21 protein-coding genes are annotated in these 24,655 nt (G+C 63.4%); 14 read left to right on the top strand and 7 right to left on the bottom strand.

The annotated features are described in order from the left end of the window. Positions 1–9: 9 nt before the first annotated feature. Genes hemB through Mhypo_RS10925 form a run of 4 tightly spaced genes read right to left on the bottom strand, consistent with a single transcriptional unit; the run spans position 10 to position 3,761 of the window. Complete coding sequence (gene hemB, locus Mhypo_RS10940; protein ID WP_119341331.1) at positions 10–1,044, bottom strand: porphobilinogen synthase; 1,035 nt, start codon at positions 1,042–1,044, stop codon at positions 10–12. Then, positions 1,032–1,712 carry a uroporphyrinogen-III synthase gene (locus Mhypo_RS10935; protein ID WP_119341330.1) on the bottom strand — a complete coding sequence of 227 codons (681 nt, stop codon included), beginning with the start codon at positions 1,710–1,712 and terminating at the stop codon, positions 1,032–1,034. Before Mhypo_RS10935 ends, hemB begins: the two co-directional genes overlap by 13 nt. Next, positions 1,697–2,599 (bottom strand): hydroxymethylbilane synthase, encoded by a 903-nt coding sequence (gene hemC / locus Mhypo_RS10930; RefSeq protein WP_119341329.1) that lies wholly within the window; start codon positions 2,597–2,599, stop codon positions 1,697–1,699. Before hemC ends, Mhypo_RS10935 begins: the two co-directional genes overlap by 16 nt. Beyond that, positions 2,592–3,761, bottom strand: coding sequence for a Rossmann-fold NAD(P)-binding domain-containing protein (locus Mhypo_RS10925; RefSeq protein ID WP_119341328.1), 1,170 nt, complete (start codon positions 3,759–3,761; stop codon positions 2,592–2,594). Before Mhypo_RS10925 ends, hemC begins: the two co-directional genes overlap by 8 nt. A gap of 220 nt (positions 3,762–3,981) precedes the next feature. On the opposite strand from Mhypo_RS10925, the gene hemL reads away from it, so the two are divergent. From hemL to xdhC, 14 genes are all read left to right on the top strand, one after another. Further along, positions 3,982–5,289 carry a glutamate-1-semialdehyde 2,1-aminomutase gene (gene hemL / locus Mhypo_RS10920; RefSeq protein ID WP_119341327.1) on the top strand — a complete coding sequence of 436 codons (1,308 nt, stop codon included), beginning with the start codon at positions 3,982–3,984 and terminating at the stop codon, positions 5,287–5,289. Between the two features lie 194 nt (positions 5,290–5,483). Then, entirely contained in the window at positions 5,484–6,503 is a 1,020-nt protein-coding gene (locus tag Mhypo_RS10915; RefSeq protein WP_119341326.1) for an ABC transporter substrate-binding protein, read from the top strand. 54 nt (positions 6,504–6,557) lie between these two features. Beyond that, a complete protein-coding gene (locus Mhypo_RS10910; RefSeq protein ID WP_119341325.1) occupies positions 6,558–7,361 on the top strand; it encodes an ABC transporter ATP-binding protein in 804 nt (267 codons plus the stop codon). An 11-nt stretch (positions 7,362–7,372) separates the two neighbouring features. Then, entirely contained in the window at positions 7,373–8,134 is a 762-nt protein-coding gene (locus Mhypo_RS10905) for an ABC transporter permease (RefSeq protein WP_119341339.1), read from the top strand. Between the two features lie 210 nt (positions 8,135–8,344). Beyond that, on the top strand, positions 8,345–8,827 hold the full coding sequence (gene uraD, locus Mhypo_RS10900; protein ID WP_240637220.1) for a 2-oxo-4-hydroxy-4-carboxy-5-ureidoimidazoline decarboxylase: 483 nt from the start codon (positions 8,345–8,347) through the stop codon (positions 8,825–8,827). 9 nt (positions 8,828–8,836) lie between these two features. Further along, complete coding sequence (locus Mhypo_RS10895) at positions 8,837–10,153, top strand: urate hydroxylase PuuD (RefSeq protein ID WP_119341324.1); 1,317 nt, start codon at positions 8,837–8,839, stop codon at positions 10,151–10,153. 9 nt (positions 10,154–10,162) lie between these two features. Further along, positions 10,163–10,519, top strand: coding sequence for a hydroxyisourate hydrolase (uraH, locus tag Mhypo_RS10890; protein WP_119341323.1), 357 nt, complete (start codon positions 10,163–10,165; stop codon positions 10,517–10,519). Positions 10,520–10,550: 31 nt separating this feature from the next. After that, entirely contained in the window at positions 10,551–11,789 is a 1,239-nt protein-coding gene (locus Mhypo_RS10885; protein WP_119341322.1) for an allantoate amidohydrolase, read from the top strand. 52 nt (positions 11,790–11,841) lie between these two features. After that, entirely contained in the window at positions 11,842–13,185 is a 1,344-nt protein-coding gene (locus tag Mhypo_RS10880) for an allantoinase (RefSeq protein WP_119341321.1), read from the top strand. Further along, entirely contained in the window at positions 13,182–13,931 is a 750-nt protein-coding gene (allE, locus tag Mhypo_RS10875) for a (S)-ureidoglycine aminohydrolase (RefSeq protein WP_119341320.1), read from the top strand. The genes Mhypo_RS10880 and allE overlap by 4 nt, the downstream gene beginning before the upstream one ends. Positions 13,932–14,042: 111 nt before the next feature. Then, positions 14,043–15,335 carry a M20 family metallo-hydrolase gene (locus tag Mhypo_RS10870; protein WP_119341319.1) on the top strand — a complete coding sequence of 431 codons (1,293 nt, stop codon included), beginning with the start codon at positions 14,043–14,045 and terminating at the stop codon, positions 15,333–15,335. A gap of 242 nt (positions 15,336–15,577) precedes the next feature. Beyond that, complete coding sequence (locus Mhypo_RS10865; protein WP_119341318.1) at positions 15,578–16,963, top strand: xanthine dehydrogenase small subunit; 1,386 nt, start codon at positions 15,578–15,580, stop codon at positions 16,961–16,963. Then, entirely contained in the window at positions 16,960–19,335 is a 2,376-nt protein-coding gene (xdhB, locus tag Mhypo_RS10860) for a xanthine dehydrogenase molybdopterin binding subunit (protein ID WP_119341317.1), read from the top strand. The genes Mhypo_RS10865 and xdhB overlap by 4 nt, the downstream gene beginning before the upstream one ends. A 160-nt stretch (positions 19,336–19,495) precedes the next feature. Further along, complete coding sequence (xdhC, locus tag Mhypo_RS10855) at positions 19,496–20,347, top strand: xanthine dehydrogenase accessory protein XdhC (protein ID WP_119341316.1); 852 nt, start codon at positions 19,496–19,498, stop codon at positions 20,345–20,347. 255 nt (positions 20,348–20,602) lie between these two features. Here xdhC and ade read toward each other — a convergent pair whose 3' ends face one another. The 3 genes from ade to Mhypo_RS10840 form a co-directional block, all read right to left on the bottom strand. Beyond that, positions 20,603–22,369, bottom strand: coding sequence for an adenine deaminase (ade, locus tag Mhypo_RS10850; protein WP_119341315.1), 1,767 nt, complete (start codon positions 22,367–22,369; stop codon positions 20,603–20,605). A 319-nt stretch (positions 22,370–22,688) separates the two neighbouring features. Next, entirely contained in the window at positions 22,689–23,837 is a 1,149-nt protein-coding gene (locus tag Mhypo_RS10845; protein WP_119341314.1) for a BMP family ABC transporter substrate-binding protein, read from the bottom strand. Positions 23,838–23,898: 61 nt separating this feature from the next. Continuing rightward, a partial coding sequence (locus tag Mhypo_RS10840; RefSeq protein ID WP_147371349.1) for an ABC transporter permease occupies positions 23,899–24,655 on the bottom strand: 757 nt, incomplete at its 5' end.

Below are 24,655 nucleotides of genomic sequence, written 5' to 3'. Positions count from 1 at the left end.
CCTCCTCCTTTAGATCCAGCCCTGGGCCAGGGCTTCCTGGGCATGGTAGCTGATGATCAGGTCGGCTCCAGCCCGCCTGATGGCCAGAAGGGTCTCGCGCACCGCCCGGGCCTCGTCCAGCGCACCTGCTCGGGCCGCCGCTTTGAGCATGGCATACTCGCCGCTCACGTTGTAGGCCACCAGCGGCAACCGGGTTTGAGGCCGCAGGCGGGCCAGGATGTCCAGATAGGCCAGAGCAGGTTTCACCATGAGCATATCGGCCCCTTCGGCCTCATCGAGGGCGGCTTCCCGCAGGGCCTCGCGGGCATTGCGGGGATCCATCTGATAACTGGCCCGGTCGCCAAAGCTGGGCGCACTCTTGGCCGCTTCGCGGAACGGACCATAAAAGGCGCTGGCATACTTGACAGCGTAGGAAAGGATGCCCACCTCGGTAAAACCGGCCTGGTCGAGGGCGCGGCGCAGATAACCCACCCGCCCATCCATCATGTCGGAGGGGGCCACAAAATCGGCTCCTGCTTCGGCGTGGGTAAGGGCCATGGCCGCTAGCTGGGGCAGCGAGCGGTCGTTGTCGATCATGAGGCCTCTGGGGGTTTCCTTGAGCAGTCCACAGTGGCCGTGGGAAGTATGGGCGCACAGGCAGACGTCGGTATAAATCACCACCTCGTTGCCAAAGGCCCGGCGGACTTCCCGGATGGCCCGGGGCACCGGGCCCAGGGGGTCGGCGCTGCTTCGGCCCAGGGGGTCTTTGGCTTCTTCTGGGAGGACACCAAACAAAAGCAAGGAGCGCACCCCGAGCTTCAGGGTGCCTTCGGCTGCGCGCAAAAACGCCTCCAGGCCGTAGCGCTGTACCCCCGGCAGGGCGGCAATGGGTTCTTGACCCTGCCCTGCCATCAGAAAAAACGGAGCAATGAAGTGGTCGGGACGCAGGTAGGTCTCGGCCACACTTTCGCGCAGCGCCGCGCCGGAGCGCAGCCGTCGGGGGCGCAGGGCAAGCTCCAGGGGGGCCTCGAGGGCCAAGGATTCAGGGTTTTTCAGCTTGGGCATGTTTCACCTCGAATATGCTCGATGGTTTGCAAAATAGCCTCCACGTTGGGCCTGGACACGCTTGTGCAGGCAAAGCCCCGCTCGCTCAGGGCTGCAGCCGTGGTCGGGCCCAGGGCCAGCAGATGGGCTTTGAGGCCCACCTCCTCGGGCAAAGCCTCGACCCCCGACGGGCTGGTCAGGAGTACCAGGTCGGGGGCCGCAAGACCGGCGGGCCAGGGCCGGGTTTGGGTCTGGTAAACCACCACGCTGCGCACCTCATACCCGGCATCGCGCAGACGGCGGGCCAGCACCGGCCTGGCCCGGTTGCCCTGAGGCAGACCCACAAAACCAAAAGGCTTCAGGGCCAAAAAGGCTTCGGCCAGGCTTTCGGCAGTTTCTTCAGGCGCGACCAACTCGACCCTGCCTCCAGCGTCTCCCAGGGCCTGCCGGGTGGCCTCACCCACCGCCCCCAACGAGCGGCCCTTCAGGCTTCCCCCCAGCGCAAGCACCGCCTGCACCGCCGCCACACTGGTAAAAAGCCACCAGCGGCACTCGTTAAGGGGCGACAGCGAGGCCTGCAGGGTTTGGGTCTGTACCAGAGGTATTCGCAGCACCTCGAGGCCCATCGCCTCCAGGCGTTCTTGCAGGCCCGCCAAGCGGCCTTCGGACTGGGTCAGGGCGATTCGCATACTACCTCCGGGTTCTCTGTGCGAATTTGCCGAAAAACGATTTCCGCTACCGCCTCGGGCGTGGTGGAGAGGGCCCGGTAAAGCTGTCCCCCATACCAGGCGGTAAGCGCCAAACCCCCCTGGGTTTCCTGGGCCCAGGCCCCCAGGGCCAGCTGACAGCCGCCGGCCAGCTTTTGCATGAGCCCTCGCTCGGCCGACACCGTGCGGCGGGCCTGGGGGTCGTCCAGGGATTGCAGCAGGGCTTTGAGGTGAAGGTCGTCCGAGCGGCACTCCAGGGCCAGGGCCCCCTGGGCCGGGGCCGGCACCACCAGGGTGGGCGGCAGTACCTTTGCGTACAGTCCGCTCAGATCCAGGCCCAGCCGCTTGAGACCAGCGTGGGCCAACAGGATGGCGTCATACTCGCCTCGCTTTAGCTTCTCGACCCGGGTCGGCACATTGCCGCGCAACTCCCGGATGCTCAGGTCGGGCCTTAGCCCCTGAATCTGCGCCTGGCGGCGCACGGCGCTGGTACCTACCAGAGCCCCTGCGCGGAGGGGAAGCTTATCGGCTTGCTCATCCAGGGCTTCCGGGCGGACGAGCAGGACCTCGAGGGGATCTTCGCGCGGGGGTATGGCGGCCACTTCCAGCCCTTCCGGACGGGCGCTCGGCAGGTCTTTGTAGGAGTGCACCGCCAGATCGGCCTCGCCGCGCAAAACCGCATCCTGTATTGCTTTGGTGAAGAAACCTTGCCCTTGCATCTGGGCAAAAGGCAGACCCACGCGGTCGCCCTGGGTTTCCACCACCACCAGTTCCACCCGGGCGCCCTGGCGCTCGAGCTGCGCCTTCACCCAACCCGCCTGCCATAAAGCCAGGCGGCTGCCCCGGGTGGCAATGCGCACGCTAACCACGCCCCACCTCCAAAAGGCCCGCCTCCTGCAAAAAATGCTCCGCCGCCTCAGGGCCGTGCCTGCGGGCCAGCCCGCGCAGACCCTTGACTGGGAAATGTGCGAAGCGGTGGGCCAACTGCTCGATGAGTTCGGGCGCTACCTGTGCTCCCACCCACTCGGCAAGGGTACGGCGGTAGGCCTCGCGCATCTGGGTAATGGCGGGGGCTATGGCACGCTCGAGCCAGTCCGCCACTGCTTGCTCCAGCTCCTCGGCCACAATCATCTCGGCCCGGGCCAGGTCGGCCCGCAGGCGGGTGCGACGCTCCTCACCCAGCCGTTCTAAAAGGTTCAGGTCAAAGAGCACCACACCTCTGGCAGCCTCCGGGACGATGTTTCGGGGCATACCGAGGTCCACCGCGGCCTTGAGCCTGGGCTGCCCCTGAAAAAAACCGGCATCCAAAAGCCCCGCCACCGGCGTAGCCGCCACCAGGGCATCCAGGAGGGGGGGGTGCGCCTGAAAGTCTTGCAACGACATGAACCGAGCGCCCAGCGCCTCGGCCAGCAGGCGGGCCTTTTCGGGGGTTCGATTAACCAGCCAGAGCTCAATGCCCGGCAGGCTGGCCAGGCTGCGGGCTGCCAGGCTGCCCATCTCGCCGGTGCCCACCACCGCTACTTTAGCCGGACGGGGCAGAAGGGCTTCCAGGGCGGGCCGGGCCAGGCTAAACAGCGAGGTCTGGGCCGGGGCCAGGGCGACCTCGCGCCGTACCCGCTTGGCAATTTTGAGCGCGCTCTGAAAAGCAAAGCGGGTTAGCGGGCCCACCGTACCAGCTTGCTGGGCAGTTTCAAAGGCCTGCCGTACCTGTCGCATGATCTGGTCTTCGCCCGGATTTACCGAGTCGAGCGAGGCAGCTACCCGGGCCAGGTGTTCCAGGGCCGCCTCCCCCAGGTAGGCGTAGCCCCGCGGAAGCTCCGGTGGTATCAGGGCCTGCCGCGCGAACTCGAGGCTCACCCCCTCCTTTAGCGCCAGCACCGCCTCGCAGCGGTTGCAGGTGAGCACAAGCACCCACTCCTCGGCCAGTTCAAAGACGCCCGGAGCCTGGCTCTGCCACCAGTGGCTCCACTGGGTCAGCGCCTCGACGCCCCCCCGTCGCTGGGAGACCCCTATTAGGGCAAGCCGCTGCATACGAGACTGATTATCAGTAGCAAATCCCTTAGAAAAGTGTCACAAAATTGTCACCCGTTGGTTTTAATCGCTTTTGGAAGGGAATCACGCCGGAAATCCGGGGACACATGCCACTGCTGAAAACCCGCAGCCAGGGCACCCCACGAAGCCCCTCAGCGCGCCACCACTACAACCCGGGGGAAGGATTGCCCATCGGGCCCGGGGGTGCTAAGTTCTGGGCATGAGTCTTTCGACCCGGCGCTCAGAGGAACTTTTCAGCCAGGCCCAGCAAGTGATTCCCGGCGGGGTAAACTCTCCCGTGCGGGCCTTCAAAGCAGTGGGTGGAACCCCCCGCTTTATCGCGCGGGCCCAGGGGGCCTACCTCTGGGACGCCGACGGCAACCAGCTCCTCGACTACCTGGGCTCCTGGGGGCCCATGATCCTGGGGCACAGCCACCCTGCGGTGGTCGCGGCCATAGAGCAGGCCCTCCTGGAGGGGCTCAGCTACGGGGCCCCCACCGAACGCGAGGTGCGGCTGGCCGAGCAGGTGCGCGAGGCCTATCCCATGGCCGACCTGGTGCGCTTTGTCAGCAGCGGCACCGAGGCCACCATGAGCGCCTTGCGGCTGGCCCGCGGCTACACCGGGCGCGACCTGATTGTGAAGTTTCGCGGCAACTACCACGGCCACGCCGATAGCCTGCTGGTGCAGGCCGGCTCGGGGCTGCTCACCGGCGCTGGGGGCACCGCCAGGAGCGCCCCCTCGAGCGCCGGGGTACCCCAGGCTTTTGCCGAACTCACCCTGGTGGCCGACTACAACGACCCCGAGGGCTTAGAAAGCCTGTTTCAGCGGTACGGCGAACAAATCGCCGCGGTTATTTTCGAACCCGTTGTGGGCAACGCGGGGGTTCTGGTGCCCACCCGGGCCTTTCTGGAAGCCCTGCACCGCCTCACCCGGCAGTATGGGGCCTTGCTTATTGCCGACGAGGTGATGACTGGCTTCCGCCTGGCCAGGGGGGGCGCGGTGGAGCTTCTGGGCTTGCAGCCCGACCTCATCTGCTGGGGCAAGATTATCGGTGGGGGCTTGCCGGTGGGGGCCTACGGGGGCCGGGCCGAGGTTATGCAGCAAATAGCGCCCTTGGGCCCGGTCTACCAGGCCGGCACCCTGAGCGGGAATCCGCTGGCCATGGCGGCGGGGCTGGCCACCCTGAAAACCCTCTTCCAAAACCCGCCTTATGCCCAGCTCGAGGCCTACGGAGCGGCTCTGGAGCAAGGCTTGCAGGCCCTTTTCGCTGAAGCCGGGGTGCCGGTAGCCATCAACCGGGTGGGTTCCATGATCACTGTCTTCTTCCACGAAGGGCCGGTGCAAACCTACGCCGAGGCCGTAGCCTCCGATACCAAACGCTTCAAGGTTTTCTTCCATGGCCTTTTGGAACGGGGTGTTTACTGGCCGCCCAGTCAGTTCGAGGCTGCGTTTTTCTCGGCGGCCCACAGCCAAGCCGACCTCGAGCGCACCCTGGCGGTCGTAGAGCAGGCGATGCGGGAGCTCTGAACTACTCGTATTTGCAAAATGTAATCACAAAATGCGCCAAACGCACCTGATTTTGCTGACACTTTGCACCTTTTTTGACTCGTCGCCGCTCCAGATGTGAAAACTATCCGATAACTTCACGAGTTGCCGTTGACACCCGCTAAGGCCCACTCATATACTCTGCCCAGGTGTAACCAACACCAGGGAGGTTTGCTATGTGGACTCGAGGTCTGCTTTTTGTCCTTTTGCTCCTGACCGGCCTGGGCCTGGCCCAGCCCCGCACCAACGTGCGCTTCACCCTCGACTTTGCCTTTCAGGGCCCTACCGCACCCTTCTTGCTGGCCCAGGATAAGGGCTACTACACCGCCGAGGGCCTGAATGTGAGCATTGACCGGGGTTTTGGCTCATCCGACGCCATCAGCAAGATAGCCGCCAACAACTACGACATGGGCTTTGCCGACTTCAACTCCCTCATCGAATTCAACACCCGCAACCCCAACAACCAGCTCCTGGCGGTCTTCATGGTCTACAACACCACCCCTGCCGCGGTGTTTTCTCTCAAAAGCAAGGGTATCGCCCGACCCTCAGACCTGGTAGGCAAAACCCTGGCCGCCCCCGCGGGCGATGCGGGCCGAAGGCTCTTTCCGGTATTTGCCGAGGCGGTGGGCATAGACCCGGCCCGGGTCAGCTTCATTAATGTGGACGTGCCGCTACGCGAGCCCACCCTGGCCCGCGGCCAGGCCGACGGCATTACCGGGTTTTACTTCACCTCCTTCCTGAATCTGCGGAACGTGGGGGTTAAGCCTGAGGACATGGTCATCTTCAAGTATGGCGACTACACGCAAAACCTCTACGGCAACGCGGTGGTGGTGCGGCGCGAGTTTGCCCAGGCCAACCCTCAGGCGGTTGCGGCTTTTCTCCGAGCCCTGGTCAAGGGCTTCAAAGATGTCATCGCCAACCCCAGCGAGGGTATCGCAGCGGTCAAGCGGCGCGATGGGCTTATTAACGAGGCCCTCGAGCGCGAACGGCTGCTTTTGGCCCTCAACTCCCACGTCCTCACCCCGGACAGCCGGGCCTTTGGGCTGGGCTCGGTGCGCCGCGAGCGAGTGGAGCGCAACATTCAGGCGGTGGCCAAAGCCTTCGAGCTGCCAACCACGCTCAAGGTCGAACAGGTTTGGAGCGACCGCTTCCTACCGCCCATCGCCGATCGAAGGGTGACCGGCCCGGCCCGCTAAGGGAATTTTGACCGCCGAGGCCAACCGGGCTAAACTTTAGCCCAAGGAAAAACCATGTCTTTTATTGAGCTCAGTAACGTCAGTCTGCGCTACGATAACGGCTACCTGGCGGTGGAGGGGGTCAACCTTTCCATTGCCCAGGGCGAGTTTGTGGCCCTGGTGGGGCCTTCGGGCTGTGGGAAGTCTACGCTCTTGAGGGTAATTTCGGGGCTTCGGCCCCCCAGCAACGGCGCCGCCACGGTACATGGCCGGGTGGTGAAGGGGCCCATTTCCGGCATCGGAATGGCCTTCCAGAACCCTACCCTGATGCCCTGGCGCACCATATTGCAAAATATTTTGCTGCCCCTCGAGGTCTCCCCCCAGCACAAGCAACGCTACCGCCAGAACCCCAGGCCCTACATCGAAGCCGCCCGCGAGTTGATGGCCTCGGTGGGGCTCGCGGGCTTCGAGGATGCGCACGTATGGGAGCTGTCCGGTGGCATGCAGCAGAGGGCCAGCCTGTGCCGGGCCCTGATCCACCAGCCCGAAATCCTGATGCTCGACGAGCCCTTTTCGGCGCTGGATGCCTTTACCCGCGAGGAACTCTGGCAGGCCATGCAAGTGCTTTACATGAGCCGCAAGCCTACCGTGATTCTAGTAACCCACGACCTGCGTGAGGCGGTCTACCTGTCCGATACCATCTACACCATGAGCACCCGACCGGGCCGCATTGCCTACAGCCGCCGGATTGAGTTTCCCCGTCCGCGGGGGCTCGAGCTTACCTACGAAGACGCCTTCGCCCACATCGTCAAGGAGCTGCGCGAGCAGATAGGCGGGATGCGCACCCAGATTAGCGGTCTGAAGGGTGTGGGAGCCTGAGGGAGGTGCGCTTGAGCAAAACTAAAGATACCTTGATAGCAGTAGGGGCCGTTGTGGGGCTTTTTGTGCTGTGGGAGCTGGCAGTGTGGCTCTTCAAAATTCCGCCTTTTGTGCTACCGGCCCCATCGCAGGCCATCCAGTCGCTCCAGCCGGTCTGGGGGGTGGTGATGGGACACGCCTGGCAGACCCTCTGGACAACCCTGGCTGGCTTCGGAATTGCAGTGGTGGCAGGGGTGCTCCTGGGTGCAGCGGTGGGCACCTCCAGGCCCTTGAACCTGGCGCTGTACCCCATCCTGGTGGGTTTTAACAGCGTGCCCAAGGCCGCTTTGGTACCGGTGCTGGTGTTGTGGTTTGGCATCGGGACGGTGCCGGCCATCCTGACGGCTTTCCTGATCTCGTTTTTCCCCATCGTGGTAAACGTCGCTACCGGCCTGGCGGCGGTGCCGCCGGAGCTAAGGGAGGTGCTCAGGGTGCTGGGCTCGAGCCGCCTCGAGGCCTTCACCCGGGTCTCCATCCCCTTCTCCTTGCCCTACTTTTTCGCCTCGCTCAAGGTGGCCATCACGCTGGCTTTTGTGGGGGCAGTCATCTCGGAGATTGCCGCCTCGCAAAAAGGCATCGGATACATGATGACCTCGGCCAGCTCGCAGTTCAATGTGCCGCTGGTGTTTGGTGGGTTGCTGGTCATTGCCGTGATGGGCATTGCCCTTTACGGGGTGTTTGCTTTTCTGGAACGCAGGCTGGTGGGCTGGGCCTACCGCAGCCAGCATGCGTGATGGGAGCCATGCACCTAAGGCTGAAGGCCGAAAGCTTGCATCATGGCTGGCCCATAGCCCAAGAGCCTCGGGCCCTATCGCGCTTCCCGTCATCATGTCTTACACGGCGAGTCGTAATGTGTCCGGTGCAGCAGGTTTGCTGAACCGAGTATGCGCGAGAACCGCACCAAACCTTTGACCCTCGAAAGACGTACCATGACCCTAGCTGAAATGAACCAGCTTTCCCGAGAAGCCTTTGTGGAGGCGGTGGGGTGGGTGTTCGAGCACTCGCCCTGGATTGCGCTCCAGGCCTGGGAGAGCCGCCCCTGGGATAGCCTAAAGGCTCTACACCGCGCGATGGTGCGCTGTGTGCAGGAAGCGCCCAAGGAGGCCCAGCTCGCCCTTATCCGGGCCCACCCCGACCTTGGCAGCCGCGCCCGCATGGCCCCGGCTTCGGTCTCGGAGCAAAAAGGGGCCGGTCTCGATGCCCTCTCGCCCGAGGAGTTCCAGCACATCCAGGCCCTAAACCAGGCCTATACCGCCCAGTTCGGCTTTCCCTTCATCCTGGCGGTACGGGGCAAAACCAAAGCAGACGTCCTCAGGGCCATGGAACAGAGGCTACAAAACCATCCCGAGCTCGAGTTTCAAACCGCCCTGGAAGAGATCTACAAAATCGCCTACTTTCGCCTTGCCGACCTGCTCGACAAAGCCTAAACTCTCGCTATGAACATCCTCGATCAAGACCGCCTGCGCCTGGTCAAGTGGCCCTGGATTCTGGCCATCCTGGCCCTGTTGGCGTTGGGCCTTTACCTCACCCTGGCCAATGGCTGGCAGGCCCACGCGCGAGAATGGCTCAACCTGGCGGTGCGCTGGCTTCACATCATTTACGGCATCGCCTGGATCGGGGCCAGCTTTTACTTCATCTTTTTGGAGAACGCCCTCGAGCGCCAGGGGGTGCGGACCGAACTGTCCGGCAACATATGGACCATTCACGGAGGGGGTATTTACTACCTGGAAAAGTACAAAACCGCCCCCGCCCAGCTACCCCGTTACCTGCACTGGTTCAAATGGGACGCCTACCTGACCTGGGTTACAGGGTTCTTGCTCCTGATCATCGTCTACTATGCCGACCCCAGGGCCATTTTGCTGCCCCCGGGCAGTACCCTGCCAGGCTGGGCCGCCATCGCAGTAGCGGTCGGAAGCCTGGTAATGGCCTGGCTGGTGTATGTCGGGCTTTCCAACACCCAGCTCCTGTACCGACCGGCGCTTTTTTTACTGGTCGGAGGCGTGCTGGTGACCGGGGCTGCTTATCTGCTGGGGCAGGTTTTCAGCGGGCGCGGAACCTTTATGCACATTGGGGCCATGCTGGGCACCATCATGGCGGCCAACGTCTTTTTTGTGATCATCCCTTCGCAAAAGAAGCTGGTGCGAGCGGCGCAACAAGGCCAGGCCCTCGACCCCCAGTTTGTGGCCTGGGTGCAGTTTCGCTCGCGCCACAACAACTACCTCACCCTGCCGGTGCTCTTTACCATGATTGCCCACCACTTCCCCATGACCTACAACCATGGGGCCCACTGGCTCATTCTGATTGCGCTGTTTGTGGCGGGGGTGGCAGTACGGCACTTCATCAACGTGACCGAAAAAGAACACCACCAAACTGTGGTGCAGGGTGGGGCGATGCCCTATTTGCTGGTACTGGCGGTGGCTTTGCTGCTGGGTGCGTTTTACCTGACCGCCCCGCAGAAAAGCACTGTGCTTCAGGAAACCGCACCGGTGGCCTTTGCCGAGGTGCAAAGCATTATCCAGAACCACTGCCAGATGTGCCACGCGGCCCGCCCCACCCAGCCCGGCTTTGCTTCGGCACCGGGAGGGGTGATGCTGGACACGCCGGAGCGGATTGTGGGGTATGCGCAGAAAATCAAGCAGGTCTCGGTGGACACCCAGTACATGCCCTTGCTGGTGCCAGGGGTTCCATCTATGACAACCGAACAACGGGCCAAACTGGGAGCCTGGGTGGCCCAGGGAGCCAAGGGCCCGTAGGATAAGCATATGGCTCGGCTTTCCACGCATGTTCTGGATACCGCCCATGGGCGTCCGGCGGCTGGGCTCGACCTCGAGCTCTTCCGCATCGGCCCCGCGGGCGAACGCACCCTCGTTAGCGCAACCCGCACCAACGCCGATGGCCGCACCGACACACCGCTGCTTGCGGGTGAGACCATCCCGGTCGGCATCTACGAGCTGGTTTTCTATGTGGCCGCCTATTTCAAAGCCCAGGGCTTGTCCCTGCCCGACCCGCCCTTTCTGGACAAGGTACCGATTCGCTTCGGCATTGCCGAAGCTACGGGGCATTACCACGTGCCCCTGCTCATCTCGCCCTATGGTTACAGCACCTACCGGGGAAGTTGAGTTAAAGCTCCAAGGATAGAATCTGGAAGCCATGATACCCGAACAACTTGCGCAGGAGGCCATTGCACGCTGTCGGCAGCTTGGCCGTTTTTCGGAAGAGCCGGCCCGGCTAACCCGCACCTTTTTGTCGCCACCCATGCGGGCTGTACACGAAACCCTGACCGGTTGGATGGAAGCGCTGGGCATGGCTGTGCGTGTAGACGCTGTGGGCAACCTGATTGGGCACTACCCCGGGGCAACCCCCGAGGCCCCGCGCTTTTTATTGGGCTCACACGTGGACACCGTACGCGATGCCGGCCTGTACGACGGCGCTCTGGGGGTGACGCTGGCGCTGGCCCTGGTAAAAGCGCTGGAGGGCGAGCGGCTGCCGTTCGCCCTCGAGGTGATTGCCTTTTCGGAGGAGGAAGGGGTGCGCTTTGGGGTGCCTTTTTTGGGCAGCAAGGCGGTCGCCGGGCGCTTTGAGCCCGATGTCCTGAAGCTTCAGGATGCCCAGGGGCTTTCGCTGGAAGAGGTCATCCGGGCGTTTGGCTTGGAGCCTGCCCAGATTCCCCAGGCAGCCTACCACCCGGCTCAGGTGTTGGGGTATCTGGAGTTTCACATCGAGCAGGGGCCGGTGCTGGAGGCTCTGGGCTATCCGCTGGGAATAGTGGAGGCCATTGTGGGGCAGAGCCGGCTCGAGGTGGCCTTCCGCGGCAAAGCCGGACATGCCGGCACCTCGCCCATGCACCTGCGCCGCGATGCCCTGGTCGGGGCCGCCGAATGGATTACGCTGGTCGAGCGTGAGGCCCGCGAGGAGGCGGGCCTAGTGGCCACGGTCGGCATGATTACGGCCCAGCCGGGGGTGGCCAATGTGATTCCAGGGGAGGTGCGCATGAGTCTGGACGTGCGCCATGCAGACGACGATGTGCGCAGCCTGGCCGTGGCCAACCTGATTACCCGGGCCCAGCAGGTTGCTCAGCGCCGGGGCCTCGAGCTAGGCTACCTGACCCGGTACGAACAAGCCGCAGTGCCCTGTCACCCAGACCTTACCGAACAACTGGCCCTATCGGTCGAAGCCCAGGGTTATCCTGTCCAGCGCATGGCCTCGGGGGCCGGCCATGACGCCATGATTATGGCCTCGCTGTGCCCTGTCGCCATGCTTTTCCTGCGAAGCCCCGGGGGCCTTTCGCACCACCCGGACGAAACGGTCTGGCCCCAGGACGTAGAAGCCGCCTTGAGGGCAGGGTTGGATTTTTTGCACCGGCTGGCCAGTGCCCAGCATCAACCCTAGCGAACACCTGGCCCCAAGAACCAATACCCCTCGATGCTCAAACGGAGAAGCCATGCTCGACCTGATTGTGCGCGGTGGAAACCTGATCACACCAGAGGGCCTCCTGCAAGCCGATATGGGCGTGCTGGACGGACACATTGTTCAGATAAGGCAGGAAATAGCTGAGCCGGCCCGGCAGGAGGTACCGGCTGCCGGCCTGTATGTGTTTCCGGGTCTGGTGGATGTGCATGTGCACTTCAACGAGCCGGGTCAAGCCCACTGGGAGGGCATCGAAACCGGTAGCGCAGCCCTTGCGGCCGGGGGCGGCACGCTGTTTTTCGACATGCCCCTCAACTCACTGCCCTGCACCCTGGACGCCCCCTCATTCGACCAGAAACTAGCGGCCATGCGGGCCTCCTCCTACACCGACTTTGCCCTCTGGGCAGGCCTTACCCCAAAGAACCTGGAGTACCTGCCCGAGCTGGCCGAGCGGGGGGTGATTGGTTTCAAGGCCTTCATGTGCAACTCGGGCCTGCCCGAGTTTCCCGCCTGCGACGACGCTACACTATACGAAGGCATGCGGCTGGCGGCGCAGCTTGGGCTTCCGGTGGCCGTGCACGCCGAGTCGGAGGCCCTCACCGCCCACCTCGCAAAAAAGATGCGAGCCCAGGGCAGCTCCTGGCGCGAGTATGTGGCCTCGCGTCCTGTTTTTACTGAGCTCGAGGCCATCGGGCGGGCCCTCCTGCTGGCCCAGGAAACCGGCTGCAAGCTACACATCGTACACATCGGCTCGGGTGCCGGGGTGGCGCTGGCCGCCGAGGCCAAATCACGGGGGGTAGACGTGAGCCTCGAGACCTGCCCCCACTACCTCACCTTTACCGAAGAAGACCTGGAGCGGCTGGGGGCCGTTGGCAAGTGTGCGCCACCGCTGCGCTCCCGCTCCGAACAAAACGGTCTATGGAGCCTGGTGCTGCAGGGGGCGGTGGACATCATCGGCTCCGACCATTCGCCCAGCCCCCCCGAGCTCAAACACGGCAACGACTTCTTTGCGCTGTGGGGCGGGATTGCAGGGGTACAGTCCACCCTCGGCGTGCTGCTGACCGAGGGATGGCAGCGGCGGGGGCTGGCTTTGGAGCGCATTGCCGCCCTGCTGGCCCAGAACCCGGCCTTGCGCTTTGGTCTATCCCAAAAGGGAAAGCTGGCCGAGGGCTTTGAAGCCGATTTTTCCCTGGTTGACCTGACCCAAAGCCACACCCTGACCCTCCCTAACCTGCGCTACCGGCATCCCCTATCCCCCTACCTGGGCCAGACCTTCCAGGGCGTGCTGGTGAGCACCTGGCTCAGGGGGGAGCCGGTGTATGTGGAGGGTAGAATAAAGAAGCCAAGCGAAGTGCGCTTACAGACGAGGAAACTATGAGCCTGACCGGATTTACCCGTACCCGCGTAGCCCCCGACCATGCCCTCCTGACCCCCGACACCTTCATCCGGGCTCCCCTGCCCGGCTGGGTGAATACCGCCTGCATTGTGCACATTGCGCCCGAACTGGGTGCGCGCTTCAAGATGTACACCGTGGAGATGCAACCCGGCGGCACCGGCGAGATGAGCCTGCTGGACATCCAGCGCTTCGCTTATGTGCTGGAGGGCGAGGTGGCGCTCGAGGTCGGGGGTGCCAGGCACACGCTATGGGCCAATAACTACGTATATTTGCCGGCCAACACCCCCCACCGCTTTATAGCAGAGTCCAATGTTCGAATGGTTGTTTTCGACAAACCCTACCAGGCCCTGGCCGGGGTGGACGTGCCTCAGGTGGTACTCGGGCACGAGCCGGACATTCCCAGCAGCCCGCTCATGGGCGACGAAGACCTCCAGGTGCGCTTGCTCCTGCCGGAGCATTTCTCCTTCGATATGGCCGTCAACACCATGACCTTTGCCCCTGGGGCCCACCTGCCCATGGTAGAAACACACGTCATGGAGCACGGCCTGCTATTTCTGCAAGGGGGCGGGGTCTACCGCCTGGCCGACTACTGGTACACCGTACAGGCCGGAGATGTCATCTGGATGGCCTCCTACTGCCCACAGTGGTTTGGCGCGTTGGGCAAAACCCCCAGCAAATACCTCATCTATAAGGACGTGAACCGGCACTCGCTCGAGCTCTTGACCTGAAACGGCGGGTGCTCTGGCGCTCGGAAACCGCCTTCTCCGAGGCTCTTTTGCAAAGCGGGTAGGGTGCGGCATAAACTATCGTCGTGTTTGGCGTTTTTTCTGGAGCAACCCATGATTGTAAGACCACTGGTAGATAAAGATCGAATTATCCACGAACTGGACACGCTGGCGGGGTTTTCCGATACCCCTAAGCCAGCCATTACCCGTATTCTTTTTACCAAGCCCGACCTGGGGGCCAGGGCCTATCTCAAGGGCCTGTGTGAAGAAGCTGGCCTCCGCGTGCGGGAGGATGGCCTCGGCAACATCTTTGCCCGCTGGGAGGGCTCTGCGCCCGAGCTGCCTGCGGTGGCCACAGGTTCGCATTTCGACGCCATTCCCTATGCTGGTATGTACGACGGTACGGTTGGGGTGCTGGGCGGTCTGGAGGCCATTCGGGCGCTCCAGCGCAGCGGTTTTAAGCCCTACCGCTCCATCGAGCTGCTCATTTTTACAGCTGAAGAGCCCACCCGCTTTGGGATTGGCTGCCTGGGAAGCCGGGCCCTGGCCGGCGTCCTGAACCCCGAATCGTTGAGGCTGCTCAAAGACCAGGAGGGGAAGAGCCTCGAGGAGGTGCGCTGGGAGGCCGGTTATATGGGCCGCCTGGAGGATGTGCAACTCCCCGAAGGCTACTACGCGGCCTTTGTGGAGCTGCATATCGAGCAGGGACCGGTGCTCGAGCAAGAACACGTACCTTTGGGCATCGTCACGGCGATTGCGGCCCCCGCTTCGCTGCGGGTAGGGCTGGAAGGTGTGGGTGGTCATGCCGGGGCCATGCTGATGCCGGACCGGCACGATGCCCTTTGCGCTGCCGCCGAGATTATCCTGGGGGTGGAAGCCTTTGCCAAGAACAGCGGTAGCATCAACACCGTGGCCACCACCGGCTTCTGCGAGGTCTACCCCAACGCGGTGAATAGCGTACCCAGCCGGGTCAAGCTCGAGATAGACGTGCGCGACGTGGAGCAATCCCGCCGCGACCAGGTGATTCGCAACATCATTCAGGGAGTGGAACAGGTCTGTACCCGACGCGAAATTAAATACAGCGTAGACATCATCAATATAGACCCTCCGGCCAAATCGGGCTCGGAGGTACTCAAAGCGCTGGTAGAAGCCTGTGGCGACGCTGGCGTCAAATTCAAGCTGATGGTCAGCCGGGCCTACCACGACTCTTTGTTCATGGCCCGCATCGCACCTACTGCCATGCTGTTCATCCCCTGCCGGGAAGGGGTTAGCCACCGCCCGGACGAGTACGCCTCGCCCGAGGACATTGCCCTGGGCACCTACGTTCTGGCGCTGACGTTGGCCAAGCTCTCGCTGGCCGAGGGCAGGGGGAGCGGTAAGGAAGAACCGATGATGCTCAGCGACTGAGGTTGAGGGTCTGGGCCTCTTTATCGCATCCAGGTAGAAAACCAATACCTCAAAAAGACCGTTCCAACAGCAGACAGGCAGAAGCTGTCTTTAGGAACCCTGGAGCACACCCCTCCCTGTCGGTAGGCGAAGAAAGCGTCTCCCTTCGGTCGGTCTAGAAGCAGCGCAAAGCCCTACTTTTTGCTGCGGGCATTGGTTATACAATAACCAACCATAGGTAAGCAAAGTCCAGGAGGGCTTGAGTGGGTGAGATCAGCTTTCGATTAAACGGGCAAATGGTGCAGGTTTCAGGAGTAGACCCCCATATCACCTTGCTCGCATGGCTGCGCCAGGCGGGGCTCTTGGGCAGCAAGGAGGGTTGCGCCGAGGGGGAGTGTGGGGCTTGCACGGTGCTGTTGGCGCGCCCGGATGGAGCGGGGGTGCGGCTCGAGGCGGTCAATAGCTGTTTGCTGCTGCTGATGGGTCTGGCCGACCAGGAGGTTTGGACGGTGGAAGGGCTTGCACAGGGAGAGAAGCTTCATCCTGTGCAGGAGGCCATGCTTCAGGGGGGCTCGCAGTGTGGCTACTGTACGCCGGGTTTTGTGATCAGCATGGCGGCAGAGTACTACCGCAAAGGACGTGAAACCTTTGACCTCGAGGCCCTCTCGGGCAACCTTTGCCGCTGTACCGGCTACAGGCCCATCCGCGATGCCGCCCTATCGCTGGGCCGGCCCGCCCCGGACGACCCTTTGGCCCGGCGGCTGGCAGACCCCGCCCCACCGCTGAAAAGCTTTCGCTACGAGGCCGGCGCCACTTACCTGCGCCCTACCTCGCTGGGTGAGTTGTTCCAGATGCTAGAAGCCTATCCCCAGGCCCGATTCCTGGCCGGTGGCACCGATCTTGGGGTAGAGGTCAACCAACGGTTTTACCGTGCGGAAACCCTCTTAGACCTGAACGCAGTGCCCGAGCTCAAAACCCTCCACTGGGGGTCGGAGGCCATCGAGATCGGAGCAGGCGTAACCCTTTCCGAGGCCGAGCGCTGGCTGGAGGGGCGTGTTCCCCTGCTGGCCGAGTGGTTCCCGCTGTTTGCCTCGCGCCTGATCCGCAACCGTGCGACGCTGGGGGGCAACCTGGGTACGGCCTCGCCCATCGGCGATTCGCCGCCGGTGTTGCTGGCCCTGGGGGCCGAGGTAGTGCTGGTGAGCGCGCTGGGCGAGCGGGTGGTGAAGCTCGAGCACTTCTTCACCGGATACCGGCAGACGGTTTTACAGCCTGGGGAGCTCATCAAGGGGGTGCGAATCCCCCTGCCCCTGGCCCCCCAGGCCCGTTTTTACAAGGTGGCCAAGCGCCCGCTGGACGACATCTCCACCGTGGCGGCAGCCTTTGCACTCAGGCTCGAGGAAGGCCGGGTTGCCCAGCTTCGCATCGGCTTGGGCGGGGTGGCGGCAACGCCGTTGCGGGCCTACCAGACCGAGGCCTTCCTGGTAGGCCAGCCCTGGGGAGAGCCCAGCATCCGCAAGGCGGCTCAGGTGATCAAGGCGGAGTTCAAACCAATTGACGACCACCGGGGGAGTGCGGCCTACCGAACCGCCATGCTGGGCAACCTGCTCTGGAAGTTCTACAGCGAGACCCAGGAGGTAACTGTATGAAGGTGGTGGGCAGGGCCATTCCCCACGAATCGGCCCGCGAGCACGTGACGGGGCGGGCGCTCTACACAGACGACCTGCTGCCGCGCTACCCCAATGCCCTGCACGCCTGGCCGGTACAGGCCCCTCATGCCCACGCCCATATTGTGCGGCTCGATGTTCAGCCTGCGTATGCGGTGCCGGGGGTGGTGCGGGTGCTCACGGCCTCGGATGTACCGGGCCTCAACGACTCGGGCCTCAAGCAAGACGAACCGCTGTTTCCCGCCGAGGTGATGTACTCTGGCCAGGCGGTCTGTTGGGTGTTGGCGGAAAGCGAGGAGTCCGCCCGGCTGGGGGCCGCTCGAGTAGCGGTGGAGTATGAGCCGCTGCCCGCCATCCTGAGCATTCGGGAGGCCATAGCCCAGGGGAGTTTTCAGGGCGCAACGCTTCACGCCAAGCGCGGGGATGTGCAGCAGGGTCTTCTGGAATCGGCGCGGGTGCTCGAGGGGGAGCTCGAGCTCGGTGGGCAGGAGCACTTCTACCTCGAGACCCAGGCCTCTTTGGCCGTGCTCGACGAGACCGATCACCTTCTGGTACATGCCTCCACCCAGCACCCTTCGGAAACCCAGGAGATTGTGGCCCAGGTGCTGGGCCTGCCGCGCAATTGGGTCACGGTGCAGTGCGTGCGTATGGGTGGGGGCTTCGGCGGCAAGGAAGTACAGGCCAACCCCTTTGCGGCCATAGCGGCCCTGGGGGCCTACCTGACCCGCCGCCCGGTGCGGGTGCGGCTCAACCGGCTTCAGGACATCACCCTCACCGGCAAGCGCCACCCCTTTTATGCCCGCTGGAAGGTGGGTTTTTCCGAAGACGGTGAGCTCCACGCCCTCCAGATGGAGCTCTTTTCCGACGGCGGCTGGTCGCAAGACCTGAGCGAGCCGGTGATGGCCCGGGCGGTCTGCCACGCCGACAACGCCTACTACATTCCCCACATGGACGTGAAGGGCCGGGTCTGCAAGACCCACAAGACCTCACAAACCGCCTTCCGGGGTTTTGGGGGGCCGCAGGGTATGGTCTTCATCGAAGAGGTCATAGACCGCGTGGCCCGCAGCCTGGGCCTGCCGCCGGAGGTGGTGCGGGAGCGGAACTTCTACCGGGCCGAGGGCACCGGGCACCGGGTAGGGGAGGGGCGCATCGCGGAACCCGGAACCCGGAGCCCGGAGCCTGCACCCCACTCCACCACCCACTACGGCCAGGCGGTAAAGGATGTGGAGCGCATCCGGCTCATCTGGGACGAGCTCAAACAAAGCACCGAGTTCGACCGCCGCCGGCGGGAAGTATCCGAGTTCAACGCCCAGAGCCCCCACCGCAAGCGGGGCCTGGCCATCACCCCGGTTAAGTTCGGCATCTCCTTCAACCTGACCGCTTTCAACCAGGCCGGGGCGCTGGTGCTGGTCTACCAGGATGGCTCGGTGCAGGTCAACCACGGCGGCACCGAGATGGGCCAGGGGCTTTTCACCAAGATTCAGCAGATTGCTGCCCAGACCCTGGGCGTACCGCTGGAATCCATCCGCCTGATGCCCACCCGCACCGACAAGGTGCCCAATACCTCGGCTACCGCCGCCTCCACCGGGGCCGACCTGAACGGGGGAGCTGTGCGCGATGCCTGCGAAAAAATCAAGGCCCGGCTGGCCGGGGTAGCGGCCCAGAAACTGGGCGTTCACCCTGCCGACGTGGTGTTTGAAGACGGCCAGGTCTGGAGCATCTGGAAGCCTGAGGAGCGGCTGGGCTTTGCCGAAGTGGTGAAGGCCGCCTATGCCCAGCGGGTGCAGCTTTTTGCCGATGGCTTCTACCGCACGCCGGGGCTCCACTGGGACAAAACCCGCATGTGGGGTAAACCCTTTCACTACTTTGCTTTTGGCGCGGCGGTGAGCGAGGTGGAGGTAGACGGTTTTACTGGCCAGTACGTTTTGCGCCGCGTGGATATTTTGCACGACGTGGGTGACTCGCTCTCCCCGCTGGTGGACCTGGGCCAGGTGGAGGGGGGATTTATCCAGGGCGTGGGCTGGCTTACGCTGGAGGACTTGCGCTGGGATGCCAGGGGCCAGGTAGCCACCCGCTCGGCCAGCACCTACAAGCTGCCCAGTTTTTCCGAGCTACCCGAGGTCTTCCACGTGCGGCTTCTGCCCCGGGCCACTGAGCCGGGGGTGGTGTACGGCTCCAAGGCGGTGGGGGAGCCCCCCTTGATGTTGGCCATCTCGGTACGCGAAGCCCTGCGCGACGCTGTGGCGGCTTTTGGAAGGGGGGGCGTGGTAGAACTGGCCTCGCCCGCCACGCCCGAGGCGGTCTACTGGGCCATCGAGAAGGTGCGGGAACGGGCCCTGGTTTCGGGAGATTGATGCACTTGGTTTACTGGACTAGACTGCAGCAATGGCCAGAGCATCAACTCCTTCAAAAGGGTCTGGCAGTGGGAAATCCAGCAGGTGGCGGGTGGGGATTTTTTTCTTAATCCTGGCAGGCTTAATCGCCTGGGTTGCCTGGCAACTGTAGGAGACTGGCATGGAGTGGTTTGAGCACTTGGCCCGACTGACCGAGCAAAAAGTGCCGCTGGTGCTGGTCACGCTGCTGTCTGTGCGGGGGCATGCGCCGCGTGAGGCCGGGGCCAAAATGCTCGTCACGGCAGAAGGGACTTTGGGCAGCATTGGCGGGGGGAACCTCGAGGCCACCGCCATCGCGCTGGCCCGAAGGATGCTGGAGGGCCAAAGCCGGGCTCCGCAGGTTCATACCCTGCGTCTGACCGAACACGCCCCCGCCGAACACGGGGTGCAGTGCTGCGGGGGCGAGGTGCAGCTTCTGCTCGAGGCTGTCGTTCCCGCCCGCCCTACCGTGGCCATCTTTGGGGTGGGGCATGTGGGGCTGGCCCTGGCCAAGGTGCTCTCGATGCTACCCATCGAACTGTGGCTGGTGGACTCGAGGGCCGACATGCTCGGCGAAGCGCGCTTGCAAACCCTCCAAAACACCGCACGGGTGCGGGTTCATCACGCCCCCATTCTCGACGGCATGGTAAACGACCTGCCGGCAGGGGCGCACCTGGTCATCATGACCCACGACCATGCCGAGGATTTGTTCGTGCTCGAGGCCGCCTTGCGCCGGGGCGATCTGGGCTTTGTGGGCCTGATTGGCTCGGCGGTCAAGTGGCGCAACTTTCAGCAAAAGCTCCTGCAACAGGGCTTATCCCAGGCCGACCTGGCCCGCGTCACCTGTCCTATTGGCCTACCCATTACCCAGAGCAAGGCCCCGGAGGCCATTGCAATTGCCACCGCGGCCCAGTTGTTGCCCTTGCTGGTAGTAGCCGGAGCGGCCCAAAGCTCCGGTGGTGCTGATAGTGAATGGTCGATAGCTGATAGCTAATGGTCTGGTAATTGTGTCATTCCGAACGTAGCGCAGCGAAGTGAGGAATCTGATACGCCTCATCGCGTTTCCCACCAATACGACGCACCCGGTGCGTTGTGTTGTAGTCGGTACGGCAAAAACCACCGTCCCGACCATTCGTGGGAACCGCTCTCGCTATCTTTATTCCAGGAGGTGGGCGGTAGGAAGTAGGGTGTAGACGTTGAAAACCACCGCCCACCACCAACCCCCATCTCTCGTGTTGCTTTTTGGCCCTTAGCTTTCAGCTTTCGGCATTGGTTCTACTTGCAGCGGCACCAAAGCCCCTTTGTGGACATCTACCAGTCCGTGGTCGGTCAGGCGTAGCTCGGGAATCACCGCCAGGCCCAGAAACGAGAGCACCATGTAGGGGTCGGGCAGGGTGACGCCCAGTTGCCGGGCGGCGGCCTCGAGGGCCTCTAGCTTGGCGTTGACCTGTTCTAAGGGCTCGTCGGTAATCAGACCGGCGATGGGCAGGGCCAGCTCGGCCAGCACCTCGCCATCGGCTACCGCAATCATGCCCCCGCCCAGGGCCTGAAGCCTTTGAGCTGCCGTCACTATATCGGCGTCCGAGACCCCCACCGCCATCAGGTTGTGGTGGTCGTGGCCCACCGTGCAGGCCAGCGCCCCTTTTTGTAGCCCAAAGGCCGTTACCAGCCCTTTCCCAATCTGGCCGTTTTTGCCGTAGCGCTCGAGGCAGATGAGCTTGGCCAGGTCGCGCGCGGGGTCGGCCACCACTTCCCCGTTGCGCACGGTTGGCTCTATGTGCTCCTCGGCGGTTAGAACCTGGTGGGGAATGGCCCGTACCACCCGGGCCTTGCCGGGAAAAGCCGGAATCCGCAGGTCTTGGGGCCGTAGTGCGGGCAGTTTGACCGTGCCGGAAACCGCCGCCGAGACCCTGGTTTTGGGCAGTTCAAAGGTGAGCTGCCCGTTCTGGGCCGCCAAGCGGCCCCGCTGGTAAACCTGGGCTGCTTGAAAGGTTTGCAAGTCGTCTAAGACCACCAAATCGGCCTGGAAGCCCGGCGCCACCGCACCCCGGCGCATAAGCCGGTAGTGGCGGGCCACATTCCAGCTTCCGGCGCGAATGGCATAGGCAGGGTCTGCCCCCAAGGCAATAGCCTTGCGCACCAGGAAATCCACCCCCCCTTCGCGCAGCAAGTCCGAAGGCAGCCGGTCGTCGGTCACCAGCCCGATGCGGTCGGCGTACTGGGGTTTCAGGAGCGGCGCCAGGGCCTCGAGGTTGCGGGTGGTCGAGCCTTCGCGCACCATCAAAAAGCAGCCTGCCTCGAGCTTGGCCCTGCCCTCCTCCAGGGTGGTGCTTTCGTGGTCGGAGGCGATACCGGTGGCCAGGTAGCCCTGCAAAGGCCGCCCGGTCAGAGTGGGGGCGTGGCCCTCGGGCGACTTGCGGAAGCGCTCGGCCAGCAACACTTTTTGCAGTTCGGCGGTGTCGGCGGCCAGAATGGCCGGAAAGCTCATCAGTTCGGCCACCCCTACCACCCGCGGGTGCGCCAGCAAGTGCTCTAGTTCGGTCAGGCCCAGCGTTGCGCCGCTGGTTTCCAGAGGGGTAGAGGGCACCGAGGACGGCACCGTAATCCAGACCTCCAGCGGCAGCCCTTCGCTGGCCTCCATCAGCCACTCGATCCCCGCCACCCCCGCCACGTTGCCAATTTCGTGCGGGTCGGTCACCACCCCGGTCACGCCCCGCGGCACCACGCCACGGGCGTACTCGGCGGGCGAAACCAGGGAGCTCTCGAGGTGCACGTGCCCATCAATCAGCCCGGGGGCCACCACCCGGCCCTCCAAATCCAGTACCTCCAGGGCCTCGGCCCCGGCATACTCCGGGCCTACCGCCGCCACCAGGGGGCCGGCCAACAGAATGTGGGTGGGCTGTAGCTCGAGGCTAAAAACATTGACCAGCCGCGCATTCTTCAGCAGCAGGGTTCCCGGACGGCGGCCCATGGCTACGTCCACCGCGTACTGGAGGTCGGATAGGGTGCTGCTCATATTCTGTGCATGGTAACGGGCAGCCTACCGCTATCGCAAGCCGGGGTTGCAAGGGTACGCCCTTCTACCGACTATCGTGTGACCAACTTTCAGCAAGCATGAGATGGGGGTGGGCAGTGGGAAGTAGGCGGTGGTTTTCAACATCCACACCCTATTCCCTACCGCCCACCTCTTGCTGTTATTGCGCCCTTCACAGACGTTGCCGCCCGCGAAAACGAGAATGCGTCTGGGCCCAGACGCATGTTTTCGAGTTTCCGGGCGGCAACTGTACTGTCTGCGACAAAGGATTCCTAGCTCTGGGAGATTTGTGAAGAGCGCTCTACTTCGGTTCGTCGGGCACCTGGCCCACCACCCCCGGCGCCATCCACTGCATCTCGTTGAGTTCCTTGACGGTCATGGTGCGCCCAGCCGGCACCCGCAGCACGCCGTTGCGGTCGCGGATGGGGCCGGTGAAGGGATCCCATTTGGGGTTTTGGCTCTGAATGTCCTTGTAAAGCTCCATCACCCGGTCGTACACGCTGACCCGCTTGCCGTTCACGGTCAGGGTCGCCCGCTTGAGGGCCGCTTCAAACTTGGGGTTGATGGGCATACCGGTCTGGGCTCCCAGCATGACTGCCTTTTCGCGGGCCAGCCACCAGTAGTCCACGTTCTGGAGGTTCTTGGGGGTGTAGGTGCCGTTCTGGACTTTCTTCAGGATGTCGATGTAGATCACGCTCCAGTCCACCAACTGGCCCGAGACCACGTAGTCGGGAGCGTACTTGTACATCGAGTTGTAGTGGCTAAAGCTGGGCACCTTGCGGCGGGCTGCGGTCTGGATGACGGTGGCGGTGTCCTCGGTGAAGGCCAGAATATCGTTGCCTTCGGCCATCAGGGCCTCGGCAGCTTCGCGGGCCTTGACGGGGTCGTACCAGGCGTTGATCCACTTCACGTTTACGGTAGCCCGCGGATTGACCGCCCGCACGCCCAGGGCAAATGCCGAGATGTGGCGCTTGAGCTCGGGAATGGGGAAAGCCCCCACATAACCGACTTTGTTGCTCTTGGTCAGGGCGCCCGCCATCAGGCCATTCAGGTAGTAAATCTGGTAGAAGTCGGCCATGTAGGTGAGCATGTTGGGGGCCCGCTTGAAGCCAGAGGCATGGGCAAAGATTACGTCCGGGTACTTTTTGGCGGCCTCGAGGGTCTGATCCATGAAGTCGAAGGAGGTCGTAAAGATGACGTTACAACCCCCCGAGACCAGGCGGTCTACCGTGGCCAGGGTGTCGGCGGGCTTGACCGACTCCACATACTGTGTGGTGAGGCCGGGAATGGCCTTCTCGGCGGCCCGGCGGGCCTCGTCGTGGGCAAAGGTCCAGCCCACATCGCCAATGGGCCCTACGTAGATGAAGCAGGCTTTGAGATTGGCCTGTTGTGCCATACCGAAACTGAGACCCAAAGCCGCTATGATGCCTACAAGCCAACTCTTTCTCATGCAACCCCTCCTACTGCCCTGCCCCACATGCCCTTGTGGGCTTTGGGCCGATGCCAAATCTTTAGCGTTCACCCCGCCGATAGGGTTTTCCCAGCGCTTCAGGGGCGTTGCCTTGCTGTCCACGCAGCCCTGACAAAGCCAGCACAAGTATAACCAGAAGGTAGGGCAGGCTCGCAAACAGCTCCGAGGGAATGGCTCCCTGCCCTTGCAGCCTGAACTGAAGGTAGTACAAAAGGCCAAAAAAGACCGCGCCAAATACAGCCCTTAGAGGGCTCCAGCCCACGAAAATCACCAGCGCTACGGCAATCCAGCCCAGCCCGGCGGTCATGCCATCGGTCCAGGAGGGGCGGTAGACCAGCGAGAGATAGGCCCCTGCCAGCCCCGCCAGCGCCCCTCCCGCCGCCACCGCCGCATAGCGCACCGCCAGCACATTGATCCCCAGCAGGTCGGCGGCGGCGGGGTTTTCGCCCACCGAGCGGAGCGAAAGGCCCATTTTGGTTGCGTAGAACACAAAGGCCAGTAGCAGCGCCAGGCCAATGGCCCCCATCGTGAAGGGCCATTCGGGCGGCTGGTTGAAGAGAGGCTGTCCCTCGAAGCGCTTGCCGAGTAGCCCTGCCGAGCCCAGGCCCAGCATGGTCAGGGCCAGACCGGAGACAAACTGGTTGGCCCGCAGGGTGATGGTAACGAAGCCGTGCAACAAAGCCGCTACCGCACCGGCCAGCATGGCGGCCAGAACGGCCAGCCAGAGGTTGCCATCTCCCACCCCGCTGCCAAAGGCCACGGCAAAACCGGCCAGGGCCCCCAAGGCCATCATCCCC

The sequence above is a fragment of the Meiothermus hypogaeus genome (assembly GCF_003574035.1).
Lineage (GTDB): Bacteria > Deinococcota > Deinococci > Deinococcales > Thermaceae > Meiothermus > Meiothermus hypogaeus.
The sequence above is the reverse complement of the archived record's forward strand: the minus strand, read 5'-3'. Positions and strand labels throughout refer to the sequence as shown.

Coding starts and splice junctions, on each gene's coding strand:
- hemB (WP_119341331.1), bottom strand. CDS start 1,044: ATGCCCAAGCTGAAAAACCCTGAATCCTTGGCCCTCGAGGCCCCCCTG.
- Mhypo_RS10935 (WP_119341330.1), bottom strand. CDS start 1,712: ATGCGAATCGCCCTGACCCAGTCCGAAGGCCGCTTGGCGGGCCTGCAA.
- Mhypo_RS10925 (WP_119341328.1), bottom strand. CDS start 3,761: ATGCAGCGGCTTGCCCTAATAGGGGTCTCCCAGCGACGGGGGGGCGTC.
- hemL (WP_119341327.1), top strand. CDS start 3,982: ATGAGTCTTTCGACCCGGCGCTCAGAGGAACTTTTCAGCCAGGCCCAG.
- Mhypo_RS10915 (WP_119341326.1), top strand. CDS start 5,484: ATGTGGACTCGAGGTCTGCTTTTTGTCCTTTTGCTCCTGACCGGCCTG.
- Mhypo_RS10910 (WP_119341325.1), top strand. CDS start 6,558: ATGTCTTTTATTGAGCTCAGTAACGTCAGTCTGCGCTACGATAACGGC.
- uraD (WP_240637220.1), top strand. CDS start 8,345: ATGAACCAGCTTTCCCGAGAAGCCTTTGTGGAGGCGGTGGGGTGGGTG.
- Mhypo_RS10895 (WP_119341324.1), top strand. CDS start 8,837: ATGAACATCCTCGATCAAGACCGCCTGCGCCTGGTCAAGTGGCCCTGG.
- uraH (WP_119341323.1), top strand. CDS start 10,163: ATGGCTCGGCTTTCCACGCATGTTCTGGATACCGCCCATGGGCGTCCG.
- Mhypo_RS10885 (WP_119341322.1), top strand. CDS start 10,551: ATGATACCCGAACAACTTGCGCAGGAGGCCATTGCACGCTGTCGGCAG.
- Mhypo_RS10880 (WP_119341321.1), top strand. CDS start 11,842: ATGCTCGACCTGATTGTGCGCGGTGGAAACCTGATCACACCAGAGGGC.
- allE (WP_119341320.1), top strand. CDS start 13,182: ATGAGCCTGACCGGATTTACCCGTACCCGCGTAGCCCCCGACCATGCC.
- Mhypo_RS10870 (WP_119341319.1), top strand. CDS start 14,043: ATGATTGTAAGACCACTGGTAGATAAAGATCGAATTATCCACGAACTG.
- xdhB (WP_119341317.1), top strand. CDS start 16,960: ATGAAGGTGGTGGGCAGGGCCATTCCCCACGAATCGGCCCGCGAGCAC.
- xdhC (WP_119341316.1), top strand. CDS start 19,496: ATGGAGTGGTTTGAGCACTTGGCCCGACTGACCGAGCAAAAAGTGCCG.
- ade (WP_119341315.1), bottom strand. CDS start 22,369: ATGAGCAGCACCCTATCCGACCTCCAGTACGCGGTGGACGTAGCCATG.
- Mhypo_RS10845 (WP_119341314.1), bottom strand. CDS start 23,837: ATGAGAAAGAGTTGGCTTGTAGGCATCATAGCGGCTTTGGGTCTCAGT.